The sequence below is a fragment of the Novosphingobium sp. ES2-1 genome, assembly GCF_015169775.1.
Classification (GTDB): domain Bacteria; phylum Pseudomonadota; class Alphaproteobacteria; order Sphingomonadales; family Sphingomonadaceae; genus Novosphingobium; species Novosphingobium subterraneum.
Genome location: NZ_CP063445.1, coordinates 2,934,595 through 2,947,685, shown reverse-complemented (window position 1 = coordinate 2,947,685; position 13,091 = coordinate 2,934,595). Strand labels below are relative to the sequence as shown.

Annotated in this window: 12 protein-coding genes; 2 read left to right on the top strand and 10 right to left on the bottom strand. The window is 65.6% G+C overall.

The features are described 5' to 3' along the window. Window positions 1-95 precede the first annotated feature (95 nt). Together nhaA and IM701_RS14400 are read left to right on the top strand one after the other, a co-directional pair. Window positions 96-1,193 (top strand): Na+/H+ antiporter NhaA, encoded by a 1,098-nt coding sequence (gene nhaA / locus IM701_RS14405; RefSeq protein ID WP_370584329.1) that lies wholly within the window; start codon window positions 96-98, stop codon window positions 1,191-1,193. Window positions 1,194-1,293: 100 nt separating this feature from the next. Then, window positions 1,294-1,749: a Dps family protein gene (locus IM701_RS14400; RefSeq protein ID WP_062343374.1), complete on the top strand. Its 456-nt coding sequence runs from the start codon at window positions 1,294-1,296 to the stop codon at window positions 1,747-1,749. Window positions 1,750-1,768: 19 nt separating this feature from the next. Here the strand turns inward: IM701_RS14400 and gspN are convergent, their stop codons facing one another. From gspN to IM701_RS14350, 10 genes are all read right to left on the bottom strand, one after another. After that, a complete protein-coding gene (gspN, locus tag IM701_RS14395; protein ID WP_193827311.1) occupies window positions 1,769-2,479 on the bottom strand; it encodes a type II secretion system protein N in 711 nt (236 codons plus the stop codon). Continuing rightward, window positions 2,476-2,952 carry a type II secretion system protein GspM gene (gene gspM / locus IM701_RS14390; RefSeq protein ID WP_193827310.1) on the bottom strand — a complete coding sequence of 159 codons (477 nt, stop codon included), beginning with the start codon at window positions 2,950-2,952 and terminating at the stop codon, window positions 2,476-2,478. Before gspM ends, gspN begins: the two co-directional genes overlap by 4 nt. Further along, a complete protein-coding gene (gene gspL / locus IM701_RS14385) occupies window positions 2,952-4,055 on the bottom strand; it encodes a type II secretion system protein GspL (RefSeq protein WP_193827309.1) in 1,104 nt (367 codons plus the stop codon). The genes gspM and gspL overlap by 1 nt, the downstream gene beginning before the upstream one ends. A 9-nt stretch (window positions 4,056-4,064) precedes the next feature. Beyond that, entirely contained in the window at window positions 4,065-4,538 is a 474-nt protein-coding gene (gspG, locus tag IM701_RS14380; RefSeq protein WP_370584328.1) for a type II secretion system major pseudopilin GspG, read from the bottom strand. Next, complete coding sequence (gspF, locus tag IM701_RS14375) at window positions 4,538-5,767, bottom strand: type II secretion system inner membrane protein GspF (RefSeq protein WP_193827308.1); 1,230 nt, start codon at window positions 5,765-5,767, stop codon at window positions 4,538-4,540. Before gspF ends, gspG begins: the two co-directional genes overlap by 1 nt. After that, entirely contained in the window at window positions 5,767-7,311 is a 1,545-nt protein-coding gene (gene gspE, locus IM701_RS14370; RefSeq protein WP_193827307.1) for a type II secretion system ATPase GspE, read from the bottom strand. The genes gspF and gspE overlap by 1 nt, the downstream gene beginning before the upstream one ends. Before the next feature lie 3 nt (window positions 7,312-7,314). Continuing rightward, the gene (gene gspD / locus IM701_RS14365) at window positions 7,315-9,531 is read right to left on the bottom strand and encodes a type II secretion system secretin GspD (RefSeq protein WP_230487722.1); all 2,217 of its coding nucleotides are present in this window, start codon (window positions 9,529-9,531) and stop codon (window positions 7,315-7,317) included. 26 nt (window positions 9,532-9,557) lie between these two features. Beyond that, window positions 9,558-10,394 carry a type II secretion system protein N gene (locus IM701_RS14360; RefSeq protein WP_193827305.1) on the bottom strand — a complete coding sequence of 279 codons (837 nt, stop codon included), beginning with the start codon at window positions 10,392-10,394 and terminating at the stop codon, window positions 9,558-9,560. A 172-nt stretch (window positions 10,395-10,566) separates the two neighbouring features. Next, window positions 10,567-10,986 carry a DUF983 domain-containing protein gene (locus IM701_RS14355; protein WP_039333473.1) on the bottom strand — a complete coding sequence of 140 codons (420 nt, stop codon included), beginning with the start codon at window positions 10,984-10,986 and terminating at the stop codon, window positions 10,567-10,569. Window positions 10,987-11,077: 91 nt separating this feature from the next. Then, window positions 11,078-12,886, bottom strand: a complete 1,809-nt coding sequence (locus IM701_RS14350) for a S9 family peptidase (protein ID WP_052242229.1) — start codon at window positions 12,884-12,886, stop codon at window positions 11,078-11,080. Between the last annotated feature and the right edge of the window lie 205 nt (window positions 12,887-13,091).

Genomic DNA, 13,091 nt, shown 5'->3' with positions numbered 1-13,091 from the left:
GAACACGGGATGATTCGAGAATGGCAGCAAATTCAGGGTTCAGGCGCGCATTGCACAAGTTGACGCACAACGAGGCGGTGCCGGGCATAGTTCTGATGATCTGTGCTGCAGTCGCCTTGGTTCTGGCCAATTCTCCTCTGGCTGAGCCGTGGCATGGCCTGTTCCACCACACCTTGCCGTGGACGCCGATTGCCAAGCTCGACAACCTGCACCTGTGGATCAACGATGCGCTGATGGCGGTGTTCTTCTTTGTCGTCGGGCTGGAGATCAAGCGCGAGATCCTTAACGGCGAACTGTCAAGCCCGAGCCGCCGCCGCCTGCCGGTGATTGCAGCCGTCGCCGGCATGGTGGTGCCCGCGCTGATCTACCTGGGCATAGCCGGTGGCGATCCGGCGCTGCATCGCGGCTGGGCGATTCCTTCCGCCACCGACATCGCCTTTGCCATCGGCGTACTGGCGCTGGCTGGAAAAGGACTGCCATCGTCGCTGCGGCTGTTCCTGCTGACCGTGGCGATCGTCGATGATCTTGGCGCGGTTCTGGTCATCGCGTTCTTCTACACGACCGGGCTGGACCTGATGTGGCTGGGCATTGCCGCCGCCATCTTCCTGGCGCTGGTGGTCGTGAACCGCGCCGGGGTCAGCTCGCTGATCCCCTATATCCTCGGGGCCGTCGCGCTGTGGTTTGCTGTGCTCCATTCGGGCGTCCATGCAACCATTGCCGGCGTTCTCGCCGCGTTGACCGTGCCACTGGCGCTCAACAAGGAGCATGACAGCCCGCTGCTGCGGCTTGAACATGCGCTGGTTGCGCCCAACGGCTTCCTGATCGTGCCTCTGTTCGGCCTGGCCAATGCCGGAGTTGCGCTTGGCTCGATCGATGGAGGGCCGCTGGCGCTGCCGATTGCAATTGCCGCGGGCCTGCTGATCGGCAAGCAGGTGGGCATCCTTGGCAGCATCGTGGCAGCGGAAAAGCTGGGTATCGCCAAGCGGCCGGCCGGCGCCACGATTCGCCAGCTTTGGGGCCTTTCCTTGCTGTGCGGGATCGGCTTCACGATGAGCCTTTTCATCGCCAGCCTCGCTTTCCCGCAAAGCCCGCTGCTGGTCGAAGAGGCGAAGCTGGGTATTCTGGGCGGATCGATAATCTCCGCGCTGGCCGGACTGTTTCTGCTGAAAGGGAGCGTGAAGAGCCAAGCATGATTGACGAATTCGATCAATATTGCCGTATCATTGCATGAAACCTTTCAGTGGATCTGGCGTATAAGGGGCTCAATCCACCCGGACACGAAAGGGGAATGTCATGCCCGGCGACAATGCGAAGAAGGCCCTGATCGACAGCATGAACGGTCTGCTGGCCGATTACTTCACGCTCTACCTGAAGACCAAAAACTACCACTGGCACGTGGCTGGCCCGCAGTTCCGCGAACTGCACCTGCTGTTTGATGAACAGGCTGCCGAGCTGTTCGCGCTGACCGACGTGATTGCCGAGCGCGTGCGCAAGAACGGTGGCGACACGCTGACCGGCATCGGTGCCATTGCCGGCAAGGCTTCGATCAAGGACGACGACCGCAGCAAGGTTGACGCGATGGAAATGGTCAAGGCCTTGCGCGACGACAACGTGGCGCTGGTCAAGGCGATCCGCGCGGTCAAGGAAGCGGCCAGCGAGGCGGGCGACAATGCCACCGAGGGCATGGCCGACGACTGGACCGATCAGGCCGAACAGCGGGCCTGGTTCCTGACGCAGACGCTTGCCTGAGAGCCTTGCGGCCTGAGCCTCAGAAGGTTCCGCCCGTCACGATGCCGACACCATCGGGACGGGTGTCGAACCCCGAGGACTTCAGCGCATCGGCAGTTTCCTGGGGCAGACCTGCCAGCGCAAGGTCTGCCTGCCAGCGTCCGTCGCCGCCGAGCTTGAGCGTCAGGCGTTCCATGCCCTGCAGACCGCGCATCGGTACGACCAGCGCACCCTTTTCACAACGTGCCTGGCCCGAGACAACCATCGCATCGGGCAGAAGCGGGCCAAGCGAAGCCAGAGTCAGGCTGAGGGTGCCTTGCGCCTCGCGGCACTGGCCATTGGCCATGACGACCGAGAAATCGCCGAAGCCAAGCGAGGTTACGGGCAGGCCGCCGAGGCCATCGGGCAGGAGTACCGAGCCGTTTGCGCCGGTAAGGCGCGACGGTGCAATCCGCGCGGAAAAGCCTTCTCTCGAGAGGGCGAACTGAGCGCGGCCAATCAGCAATGGCAGCGGCTCCAGCCCGGCATCGACGGTGCCGAGGGGCAGTGGACCTGCATTCAGATCGGCAATCCGCCCGCTCCAGACGCTGCCCTCGACGCTACGAGCGGAGATCGAATCAGGCAGCGCCATGCCTAGCACCAGCCGCAGCGGGAGCAGAACGAGCAGGGCAGCCACGAACAACGCGCCCAGCGCCAGCCAGCCACGGCGGCCCATCGCAGCGCCGCGGATGAAGATCCACCGCCCGATCACGATGCCGCCTTTCGCACCGTGACGTTGACCGAGACCGTGCCGTCGGGGGCGGGCGTCAGGGTGACCTGTTCCACCGCCAGCCCCTGACCACCCAGTGCATCGAGCCAGGCAAGCACGGCCGAAGGACGCGCGGTCGGGATGACCAGAACGGCCATGTCGGACCCGCGCCGTTCGTTCGACTGCACCACGAAACCGGCTTCCTGCGCACTTGCCCCGGCGATCTGTTCGACCGGCCCTGCCAGCACCGGGGCGCGGGCGGCGGGGGCACGCTTGAGCGCCTCGGTGCCAGCGGTGATGCGGCCCGCCCGCTCGGTCGCCTCGCGATGGCGGGTGGCGGCCTCGTCCAGCGCGTTGCCGACAGGAAGCACGATCCCGTAGATCAGCAGGATCACCGCGGCGAGCGCGCCGGCCACGCCGACCAGAACGCGCTCGCGCTGGGTCAGGCCGATGTACCAGAGGGACACGCGCTGCATCATGGTGCCCTTACGGTGATGGCGGCGACGGTTGCGCCAGTGGGGTCGGGGGCAAGGGCAGGCGGAACGGTGACTTTCCAGCCATTGTTCTGCAGCGCGATCAGCACGGCGTTGACGTCCTCTGCGCGGGGCGCGGCGGCGGTGAAGCGCAAGGTTCCGTCAGCGGCGTAGCCCAGATCGCGCAGCTTCACGCCGGGCACCGGACGCATCGCGTCGAGAACGGCGGCAGCCGGGGCGGCAAAGCTCGCAGCCCCTTCGCCGCGCTTGGCGAGTTCTGCGGCGAGCATGCGCTCGGCCGTGTCGAGATCGGTTGCAGCGGGAAAGCGCTTCTGCGCGAGGCCCAAGGCCCGGGCTTCCTCGGCGCTGCTGTCGAGGTTCCATTTCACGATCCATACCATCATCAGCAACAGGGCGAGCAAGGCCGCCACTGCAGCCATGCGGACTAGGCCAAGCCAATTGGCGGTGCGGAACACCGAGACGCGGCGCGGGGCATAGGCGCCTTGCCGCAGGTTCAGCGGCGGTGCGGCATGAATTTGCGCAAGCCGTTCTGTCAGCGCGTCGTCATCGAGCGCGGTCTGGTCCAGACCTTCTCCCAGCGCTTCGACCAGTGCCTCTTCTGCGGCAAAGGCGGCTGCCGGGGTGCGGGCGAGCAGCTGATCGCCCAAGGCACCAAGCACCAGGGCCCCGTCCTGCCGGGGAAGAACGAGGGCTGCGGGGACGATGGCTTGCGGATCGATTCCGGCCTGCGCCAGCGTGGCCAGCCAATGATCCATGTCGGAAGCGGAAAGGCGGCTGGAGAGCAGGCGGCCTTCCGCTGCGGCGACTGCGACGTGGCGCTCCGTGGCAAGGCCGCCTTGCGCGAGCGCGAGACGTTCAGCCGCAAGCGCCTGCGCCACCGGCATTGCGGGCAGGGGCTTGTCCACGACGGGGGCAAGGGAACTGGGAACAAGCACGGTGACGGCACCGTGGATCGGCAGGTCGGCCGAATATTCCTCCGGCCCGACGCCAGCCTCGTCCACGCGGCGCCAGCGCCAGGGATCACCCTGCGTGGGCGGCAGGAGCAGGATCAACCCGTCAGCAGGAGGAGAGCCGGTGGAGGCCATGGGCGAGCGTCAGTTCTGCCCGGCGTAGATGTCGGCGTTCAGATCGCTGCCGCCGGGCTGACCATCGGCGCCCAGGGAGAAGATCTCGAACGGCCTGCCGTCACGACCCGGGCTCTGGTACTGGTAGGGGCGGCCCCAGGGATCGTTCGGGATGTCCTTCACGTAGCCGCCGGAGCGATAGTTCTGCGGCTGGGCCAGATTTGCGGGGGGGGACTTCAGGGCGCCCAGTCCTTCGGCGAGGCCGGGATAGCTGGCCATGTCGAGGCGGTACATCTCCATACCCTGCTCGAGCGTGGCGATATCGCTGCGCGCCTTGACCACCATCGCCTTGTCCTGGCTGGGCAGGACGTTGATCAGCACCACGGTGGCAAGCAGGCCGATGATGAAGATGACAACCATCAGTTCGACAAGGCTGAAGCCGTTGCGACGGCGCTCTTCCTCGGTCTCAGGCGTCTGGGCAGGCGTAGCTTCGGTCATGGTCATCACAGTCCGGTGAGGTTCTGGAGCTGCAGGATCGGCAGCAGGATGGCGAGGATGATCAGCGCGACGGCTGTGCCCATCACCACGATGATCGCGGGTTCGAGCAAGGCCATGGCGGCGGCGGTGAAAGCTTCGAACTCGCGTTCGAGATAGTCTGCGGCGCGTTCGAGCATGGTGCCGAGCTGGCCCGCCGCCTCGCCGCTGGCAGCAAGGTAGACAAGCAGCGGCGGAAAGGTGCCCGCTTCGCGCAGGGCGGTGGAGAGCGAGCCGCCGGCGCGGACCTTCTCGCTGATCTGGGCGAGCGATTGCGCCTGGACCGCGTTCGACACCGTGCGGGTGGACAGACGCAGGCCATCGACCAGCGGCAGGCGAGCCTCGATCATCGTGGCCAGCGTGCGCGCGAGGCTGGCGGCGTGGACATCGCGGATCAACTTGCCGACGAAGGGCAGGCGCAAGAGCACGGCATCGAAGCGCAGTTTGAAGGCGGGATTGCGTAAGGCGCGGACGAAGCCGACCACCGCCAGCGCGATCAGCGCAAGCAGCGCCCACCACCACGTGCTGAGGAACTGCGAGATGCCGATGACCACGCGGGTCAGCACTGGCAGCTGGCGGCTGGCATTGTCGAACTGTTCGACCACCCGCGGCACGACCGAGATCATCAGGCCGGTGACCACCGCTATGGCGACGAACGAAAGCACGATGGGATAGGCAAGCGCGGCGATGATCTTGCCGCGCACCTGTGCCTGCCGTTCCAGCATGTCGGCCAGCCGGTCGGCGATGGCGGGAAGACTGCCGGAGTTTTCGCCGGCGGCAATCATCGCGCGATAGATCGGCGGGAAGCTCGGCTCCTCGCGGCGCATGGCTTCGGCCAGCGGCAGGCCTTCGACGATCCCGGCGTGAACGTTCGACAGGATGGCCTGTGCCTTGGGCTTTTCGGTCTGCCGCGCGATTGTCCGCAGCGTCTCCTCGAGCGGGCTGACGACCATCAGCGAGGAGAGCTGGCGGGTGAACAGGGCAAGCTGCTTGGCTGAAAGCTTGATGGCGAACAGCGCAAGGCCGGAGGTGGTGGTTGCGGCGTGACGGGCCGACGTGGCGGCATCGGCCTGCACGCTGACCACGAACCATTCCCGCGCGACCAGCTTGTCACGCGCTGCCGCTTCGCTGGCCGCTTCGATCGCGCCGCGGCGTTCCGTCCCCTGGGGGTCGATCGCGTGATAGGCAAAGCGCGCCATCAGCCGTCCCGCCGCATGATGCGGGCTGCCTCTTCGGGCGAGGTGGTGCCGTCCTTGACCATGCGCCGGACGGCCTTGGCCAGAGTGGGAGAATCCGCGAAGGCGTGGCGGGCGATGGCTGCTTCATCCGCATTGTCGTGGATCATCTGGCGGATGGTGTCGTCCACCCGCAGCGCCTCGAACACGCCGACGCGGCCCTGATAGCCGGTCTGGCTGCATTCGCCGCAGCCCTTGGCGGAGAACACCGTCCGCCCCGCCTTCATGCCCAGCACCTCGGCCATGCCCTGATCGAGCACGCGCTCCTCGCGGCAATGCGGGCAGAGGCGGCGGACAAGGCGCTGGGCGATGACTGCGCGCAGGGTGGAGGCGAGGAGGAAGGGTTCGACCCCCATGTCGCGCATGCGCGTGATCGCGCCTGCAGCATCGTTGGTGTGGACAGTCGACAGCACGAGGTGGCCGGTGAGCGAGGCCTGCACGGCGATGTCGGCGGTTTCGCGGTCACGGATTTCGCCGACCATGACGACGTCCGGGTCCTGACGCAGAATGGCGCGCAAGCCCGCAGCGAAGGTGAGGCCAACCTTTGCGTTGACCTGCGTTTGCCCCACGCCATCCACAGCGTATTCCACAGGGTCTTCCACAGTCAGGATGTTGCGCTGGCCATCGTTCAGCCCGCGCAGCGCGGCGTAGAGCGTGGTCGTCTTGCCCGAGCCGGTCGGTCCGGTGACAAGGACGATGCCGTTAGGTTCGGCAATGGCCCGGCGCAGTGTGTCCCCGGCTTTTGCGTCGAGACCCAGCCCCGCGAGATCGATCCCCGCGTTCTCCTTGTCGAGCAGGCGCATGACGACGCGCTCGCCCGCGCGGTTGGGCAGGGTGGAGACGCGCACGTCGACCAGCTTGCCGCCAAGGCTGAGCGAGATGCGGCCGTCCTGCGGCACGCGGCGCTCGGCAATGTCGAGCCGCGCCATGACCTTGATGCGACTGACCAGAACCGGCGCGACATGCGGCGGCATGCGCAGTTTCTCGGTCAAGACACCATCGACGCGCATGCGCACGACCAGCGCGGTCTCGTAAGGCTCGATGTGGATGTCGGACACGCCCTGGCGCAGGCTTTCGGCGATCAAACCGTTGATGAGGCGGATCGCCGGAGCATCGTCGGCACTGTCGAGCAGGTCCTCGGCGGTGGGCAGGCCCAGCGCGAGCGGATCGAGCCCGTCACCCGCAATGCCCATGTCACCGGCCACGGCGGCGGCGGCGCCATCCATCGCATAGGCATCGGCGAGCAGCTTCTCGAATTCGGCAGGGGAGACCCGATGCAGTTCGAGCGGCAAGCCGAAGGTGCTGCGGATTTCCAGCAGGCTGAGCGGATCGCCGCCTTCGCGCAGCGCCACGATGACGCGCCCTGCTTCAACCGCTTCAACAAGAGCCCCCCGATCGCGGGCAAAGGCATAAGGCAGCGTCGGAGGCGTAGCCTCGGCTGGCGCAACGACGGTCACCGCCTCGACCAGCGGTTCCTCGGTGTCGTCGATGGGCCTGACGCTGTCCATCGTTCAGTTCTGCGCGCTGCTCGGCGGAAGTTCGGTCTGTTCAAGCGGAACCGGCGTGGCGCGCGGGCGGATCAGCGTGTCGCCCGGAGCGACAACCGCGACTTGCGCCGAAGGTGCGGCGGGAAGCGTTGCGCCCATGTAGTCGACGATCAATTCGTCGATTGTCGGCTCCTGCTTGGCGTTGAATTCGATCTGCGCCTGGCGGACCACGCCATAGCGCCGCGCGGCAAGCGCCGCCCGGTCGGCCGCATTGCGCAGGATGGTCGGGCGAATGAAGACCATCAGGTTGGTCTTGACCCGGCTGCGCCCGCGCGACTTGAACAGTTCGCCCACCACTGGAATGTCGCCGAGCAGCGGCACCTTCTGCAGCGTGCGCTGCTCGTTGTCGTCAAGCAAACCGCCCAGTGCGACGATCTCGCGGTCGCCCACGGTCACGGTGGTCTTGATCTCGCGCTTGTTGATGATGAGCTCGTCCGACTTGCTCGAGACCGTGCCTGCGATCGAGCTGACTTCCTGGCGCAGATCGAGCCTTACCATGTTTCCGGCATTGATCTGCGGGGTCACGTCCAGCTCGATGCCGACATTCTGGCGCTGCACGGTGCGGAAGGTATCGTTGAAATTGCCGTTCGAAAGCGCTTCGCCGGTGGTGATCGGCACGTCCTGCCCGAAGAGAATCGATGCGGGTACGTTGTTGTTGGTGGTGATGTGCGGGGTGGACAGGATGTTCGAGTTCTTGTCGGTCTGCACAGCGTTTATCAGCGCACCGAGATAGGTGTCCTTGGACAGCTCTGTAAGGAAGCCGGTGTAGGCACCGCTTGCGGAAAGCGCCTTCGTAGCGGCGTTCTCGCGCAGCAGGTCGCCGGCCGTGCTGTTGGTTGTCGTCGTGACGGTGTCGCCATTGATCACTGTGGTCGTCTGGTTGAGATTGTCGGCCAGAAGCCCGCCAGCGATGTCGATGATGTTGGGCGAGGAGTTGGAGAAATTGGTCACGGCGAAGGGCTTGTCCTTGCCGCCGAACAGCAGCTGGACGCCGAGTTCCTTCGCCACGTTGTTCGAAATCTCGACGATGATCGCTTCGACCAGCACCTGCTCCTGCGGCACGTCAAGCTGCCGGATCACCTCGCCGATGCGGCGCTGATCATCGGCAGGCGCGGCGATGATAATCGCGTTGGCACCGGGATAGCGGGTGATCGTGGCCGTGCCGCGCCCGTTGGCAAGCTTGATCGGACCATTGCCGAGCCCGCCCGAGGTTGCGCCGATCGGACTGGTCTGGCTGCCGCCGGTTGCAGCGGCCTGTCCGGTCGAACCTTGCGTGCCCGCGCTCGAGTTCTGGCTGCCGCCGACGCCGCCCAAGGATACGGGCGCGGCGCTGGCCGAAGCCACTTCGCCCCCGCCCTGGCCGCCGAGCAGGCGTTCGAGAACCGGCACGAGCGCGGCGGAATCGGCGTAGTCGAGCCAGACGACCTTGATCTCGCCCCCGGTCGCGGCCCTGGCGTCGAGCTGGCGGGCCATGGCCGCAAGCTTTGCCAGCGTTGCCGGTTCACCGCGCATCAGCACGGCATTGGAGCTGTCCACCGCGACGACCGTGGCCAGCGCACGCGCGCCTTCGCCCCCTGCCGGGACCAGCTGGCTCAACGCCGTGGCGATCTCACGAGCGCCGGCATGATCGAGAATCACGGTCTGCGTGGCGGCGTTGTCGCGGTCGATATCGGCGAGCAGCGCGCGGATGCGGCGCATGTTGTCGGCGTAATCGACGACGACCAGAGAATTGCCAGCCTTGTTCGCGGTGATCGCGCCTTCCTTGCTGATCAGCGGGCGCAGGGTCTCGACCGCTTGCGCAGCGTCGATGGCGCGCAGCCGGATGACCTCGGTCACCATCTGGCTGAGCGCGGCCCCCCGGCTGCCGATGCGCGAGGGATTGGCGGCTGCCCCTTCGGCAGGCTGAATGCGGAACGCGCCGTTGCCGGTCGGCACAGCGACCAGCCCGTTGGCGCGCAAGGTGGAGAGGAAGACCTCGAAGTATTCCGAGCGGCTGAGAGGCCGGTCGGAAACGACGCTGATCTTGGCCTGCACGCGGCTGTCGACGATGAAGGTGCGGCCCGTCACTTCGGCGGCATCGGCCACGAAAGCGCGAATGTCGGCTTCGCGCACGTTGAGCGTGTATTGCGCCAGCGCGGCCTGCGGCACGGCAAGGGCGAGCGCGGCGGCTCCGAGGAGCATTCGGGGGCTAAGGAGCTTGCGCAAGGTCATGGGGCCAATGTGATAGCAAGAGGAAGCTGGCGATCGCCGCGACGCACGGTGACCGCGACTGAAGTGCCGGCGCGAATGGCGCCGGACAGCGCGGCAGCATCCGCCGCGCTGGTGATTGGCTTGCCATCGACCGCCGTGATGACATCGCCGGGCTGGAAGCCCGCGGCACGGAAGGCTGCTCCGTCACCCGACGAGAGGACTTCCACGCCCACGACCTTGCCGCCCTCGGCGCGCGGACCGAAGTTGACCCCGCTGCGCAAGGCGGCGACGCTGACCCCGCCTCCGGGCGCGGCAGGGGGAGGCGCCGCTACGGGGTTCGCCGCGACCACGCCCTGTGCGCTGGGTGCAGGGCCGGACTGGTCGAGATAAAGCAGTTCCCTGGCGCCATTTCGCGACAATTCGACGTGATCGAAAGCGACCGCCGCCAGCGTCACGCCAGGCTGCACTTCGGCGCCGACGCGATAGACCTGCTGCAGGCCGTCGCCCCCGGCAATGATCGCTGTGCCGCCGCCACCGGGCGTAGCGCGCGTGGCGAACAGGGTCAGCGCGAGCGAGGTTACCGCGCCCGACTGTTCTGCCTGCGCCGCAGCGGCGGGCGTGCGGTTGAAAGGATCGACCGAAGCGAAAAGCGCTGCCCGCGCAGTGGGCGACATCATGCGAACGCTGTGCGGGGTCCAATCGCCGAGTGGCGAGACGGGCGTGACAATCGCCCAGAAAAGCGCTGCGGCAAGCCCGGCGATGAGGCTGGCAAGGGTCCACCACAGTATGTCATGCAGGGACGGCAAGGCGGGCCGCAACCCGGCGATCACCAGCCTCCTTTGCCCGAATCCCACGCCAGCGTTCCCCTTCCGAAGCAGCAGGAATAACCGCAAGGCTGCGATTCACAAATGCTTCCGGTTACTTGGTCCGTCAGATGCCAAGCAGTGCAATGCTACGGGAGTGTGACAAAGGCTTGGCAAACTCGCCAGATTGCAGAGCCCACGGCCGGCCCGGCACGGTACCGTGCTATTCGGACTCACGCTCTCGTGCGTTGAGCTTGTTCCACAGGTTCTCCGTGCCTGCCTCGATCGCCTTGTTCACGTACTGCGAGGCCACCAGCCAGCCCTTGAACGGGCGGAGCGTGGCAAGACATCCGATTGCCAGGATCGGCACGGAGGTAAGCACGTGCACCCACCATGGCGGCGCATGGGCAACTTCAAGCCAGACCGCAAAGAAGGTGAGCGGGAAAGCGGTGATGCACAGTGCGAAGAAGGCCGGACCGTCGTCCGCGTTGGCGAACTGGTAATCGAGCCCGCATTCCGGGCAGGTCTTCTGCAGCTTCAGCCAGCCTGCGAACATCGGCCCCTTGCCGCACTTCGGGCACAGCCCCTTCCACCCACAGTGAAGGATCCAGTCGAACTTCGGGTTCTTGGTGAAGATGGCCATGAAACGAATGCCCTGCAATTGCGCGGTTGCAGCCCCCTTAGGCCCCCCCGACGCAACCGCAAAGCAAGAACGCCTGCGATCTTCCCGACAATCAGTTCGCCGGATTATGCTTGTCGAGGAACGCCTCCATCTGCGTCAGGAAGGTCAGCCGGTCTTCCTCGCGGCTGAAAAAATGGTCGCCCTCGGGCTGGATGAAGAACTCATGTGCCTTGCCCGCCTTCTTCAGTCGGTCCACGTAGGTCTTCGACTGGGCGAACGGGACGCGGCGATCCTTCTTGCCGTGGATCACCAGGATGGGAATGCTAGTGCGCGAGGCGTGGTTGATCGGCGAGACATCGGACAGGTCCTCGGCACGGCTGCGCCAGTATTCGGTGGTGCCAAGGCCGCCGACGAAGTTGCGGTCGTACTTGATCATCTCGGGCAGATCCGCCACCCCGGCATAGCTGATCGCGCAGCGGTAGAGGTCCGGATTGCGCTCGGCCGCGCGCATGGCAACGTAGCCGCCGTAGGAACCGCCAACAACGCAGGCGCGCTTGACGTCGCCGATCCCTTCCTTGCCGAGATAGGCAAGGGCATCGTCGACATCGTCCTGCATCCTGTAGCCCCACTGGCCAGCCCCCGCCTGCTGAAAGGCGGTGCCAAAGCCGGAGGAGCCGCGGAAGTTGGGCTGGATGACGGCATAGCCCCGGTCGGCGAGGAACTGCGCCCACCAATCCCAGCTCTCGTCATCGCGCGCAGCGGGACCACCGTGGGGCATGACGATGACCGGCAGGTTCTTCGCGTCAACGCCTGCGGGCAGAGTTAGTACCGCCGTCAGGTCCATTCCGTCGCGGGCCTTGTAAGCCACCGTCTTGACCGGTGCGAGCGCTCGCGTCCCGAGCGTAGGGTTTTCGAGCGCAAGCCGGGTGAGTGGCTGGCCGGCTTCGAAGACATAGTAGGCGCCCGGTGCAGAGGGACTTTCAACCTTGAAAAGCAGCACCTTCTCGTCCCGACTGAGACTGACGATCCGCACCAGCTTGCCGGGGAAGTTTGCCTCCAGCTGCGCCTGGATCTTCTTTCGTCCCTCGTCGATCCACACGGTCCGATAGCGCGTGTCGGTGAAGCCATAGCCGAGCACGCGGGTCTGCTCCTTGTCGAGGTAGAGGTTCGACATGTCATAGGCACCGGCATCGAACAGCTTTTCGCCGACCTGCATCGTCTTGAGATCGAGCTTGTAGGCGGCGTTGGTCCCGCTGCGCGTGCTGAAGGCGATCGCGGAACCGTCGGCGAGGATGACGTCAGGGACGATCAGCTCCTCGGTCCGCCGGACATTGGCGAATTCGTCGAAGTTATCCTTGTTGCTCGCACGATAGAGCGCGCGATAGCGCAGGCCGTCCTTCTCGATCCCGATACCGAGACGCACGTTGCCGTCACGGTCCGCATACCAGTCCTGCACGCCCTCGCGCGGCCAGACCAGCTTGCTGAACGTGTTGGTGGCGACGTCGACCATCGATACGTTGGGCCAGAAACCCTCGTCGGAAAGGTAGAACGAGGTCTGCGAGGCGAGCAGGATGCGCGGCGAACCGTCGCGCGCAACCCAGAGCACGTCGGCCATGCTGAAGCCCGCGCCACCATCGCGGCGGTCGATCAGGAAGTGCGCGTCCGATCCGTCCGTGCGAAAGGCGATCAGCCGGGTGCCGAGGCCCATGCCGCCCGTCGCCGGGATCTCCACCCCGACCGTAGCGATCAGCCATTCGTCATTGACCCAGCGCACGTAGCGCACATCCACGTCCTTCACGGGCAGTCGCGCCTGCAGCCCGCCGCCATCGGCCTTGATGATAACCAGCTCCTGCTTGCCGGCGATCGAGGCCATCGCGACGACAAGCTTGCCGTTTGGCGAGATGCTCGGCGCTTCGATCATTGGCAGATGGGCGAAATCCGCGACAGGTCGCTCCGCCAACGCCGGGGAACTGCTCGTCGCAAAAGCCACAATAGCGACAAACAACACAGTAAATCGATGCAATATGGCCACTCCTGTTCAGCGCGACAGTGATTGACTAGTTCGAAATATCATTCAAGATCAAATTCATTCATATTACAGTCACTTTGCAGAGCGCCAGCATGTC

Excerpts from the sequence above, each read along its gene's own strand:
- IM701_RS14400 (WP_062343374.1), top strand. The coding sequence starts at position 1,294 with ATGCCCGGCGACAATGCGAAGAAGGCCCTGATCGACAGCATGAACGGT.
- gspF (WP_193827308.1), bottom strand. The coding sequence starts at position 5,767 with ATGGCGCGCTTTGCCTATCACGCGATCGACCCCCAGGGGACGGAACGC.
- nhaA (WP_370584329.1), top strand. The coding sequence starts at position 96 with ATGATCTGTGCTGCAGTCGCCTTGGTTCTGGCCAATTCTCCTCTGGCT.
- gspL (WP_193827309.1), bottom strand. The coding sequence starts at position 4,055 with ATGGCCTCCACCGGCTCTCCTCCTGCTGACGGGTTGATCCTGCTCCTG.
- IM701_RS14355 (WP_039333473.1), bottom strand. The coding sequence starts at position 10,986 with ATGGCCATCTTCACCAAGAACCCGAAGTTCGACTGGATCCTTCACTGT.
- gspE (WP_193827307.1), bottom strand. The coding sequence starts at position 7,311 with ATGGACAGCGTCAGGCCCATCGACGACACCGAGGAACCGCTGGTCGAG.
- IM701_RS14350 (WP_052242229.1), bottom strand. The coding sequence starts at position 12,886 with ATGATCGAAGCGCCGAGCATCTCGCCAAACGGCAAGCTTGTCGTCGCG.
- gspG (WP_370584328.1), bottom strand. The coding sequence starts at position 4,538 with ATGACCATGACCGAAGCTACGCCTGCCCAGACGCCTGAGACCGAGGAA.
- gspD (WP_230487722.1), bottom strand. The coding sequence starts at position 9,531 with ATGCTCCTCGGAGCCGCCGCGCTCGCCCTTGCCGTGCCGCAGGCCGCG.
- gspM (WP_193827310.1), bottom strand. The coding sequence starts at position 2,952 with ATGCAGCGCGTGTCCCTCTGGTACATCGGCCTGACCCAGCGCGAGCGC.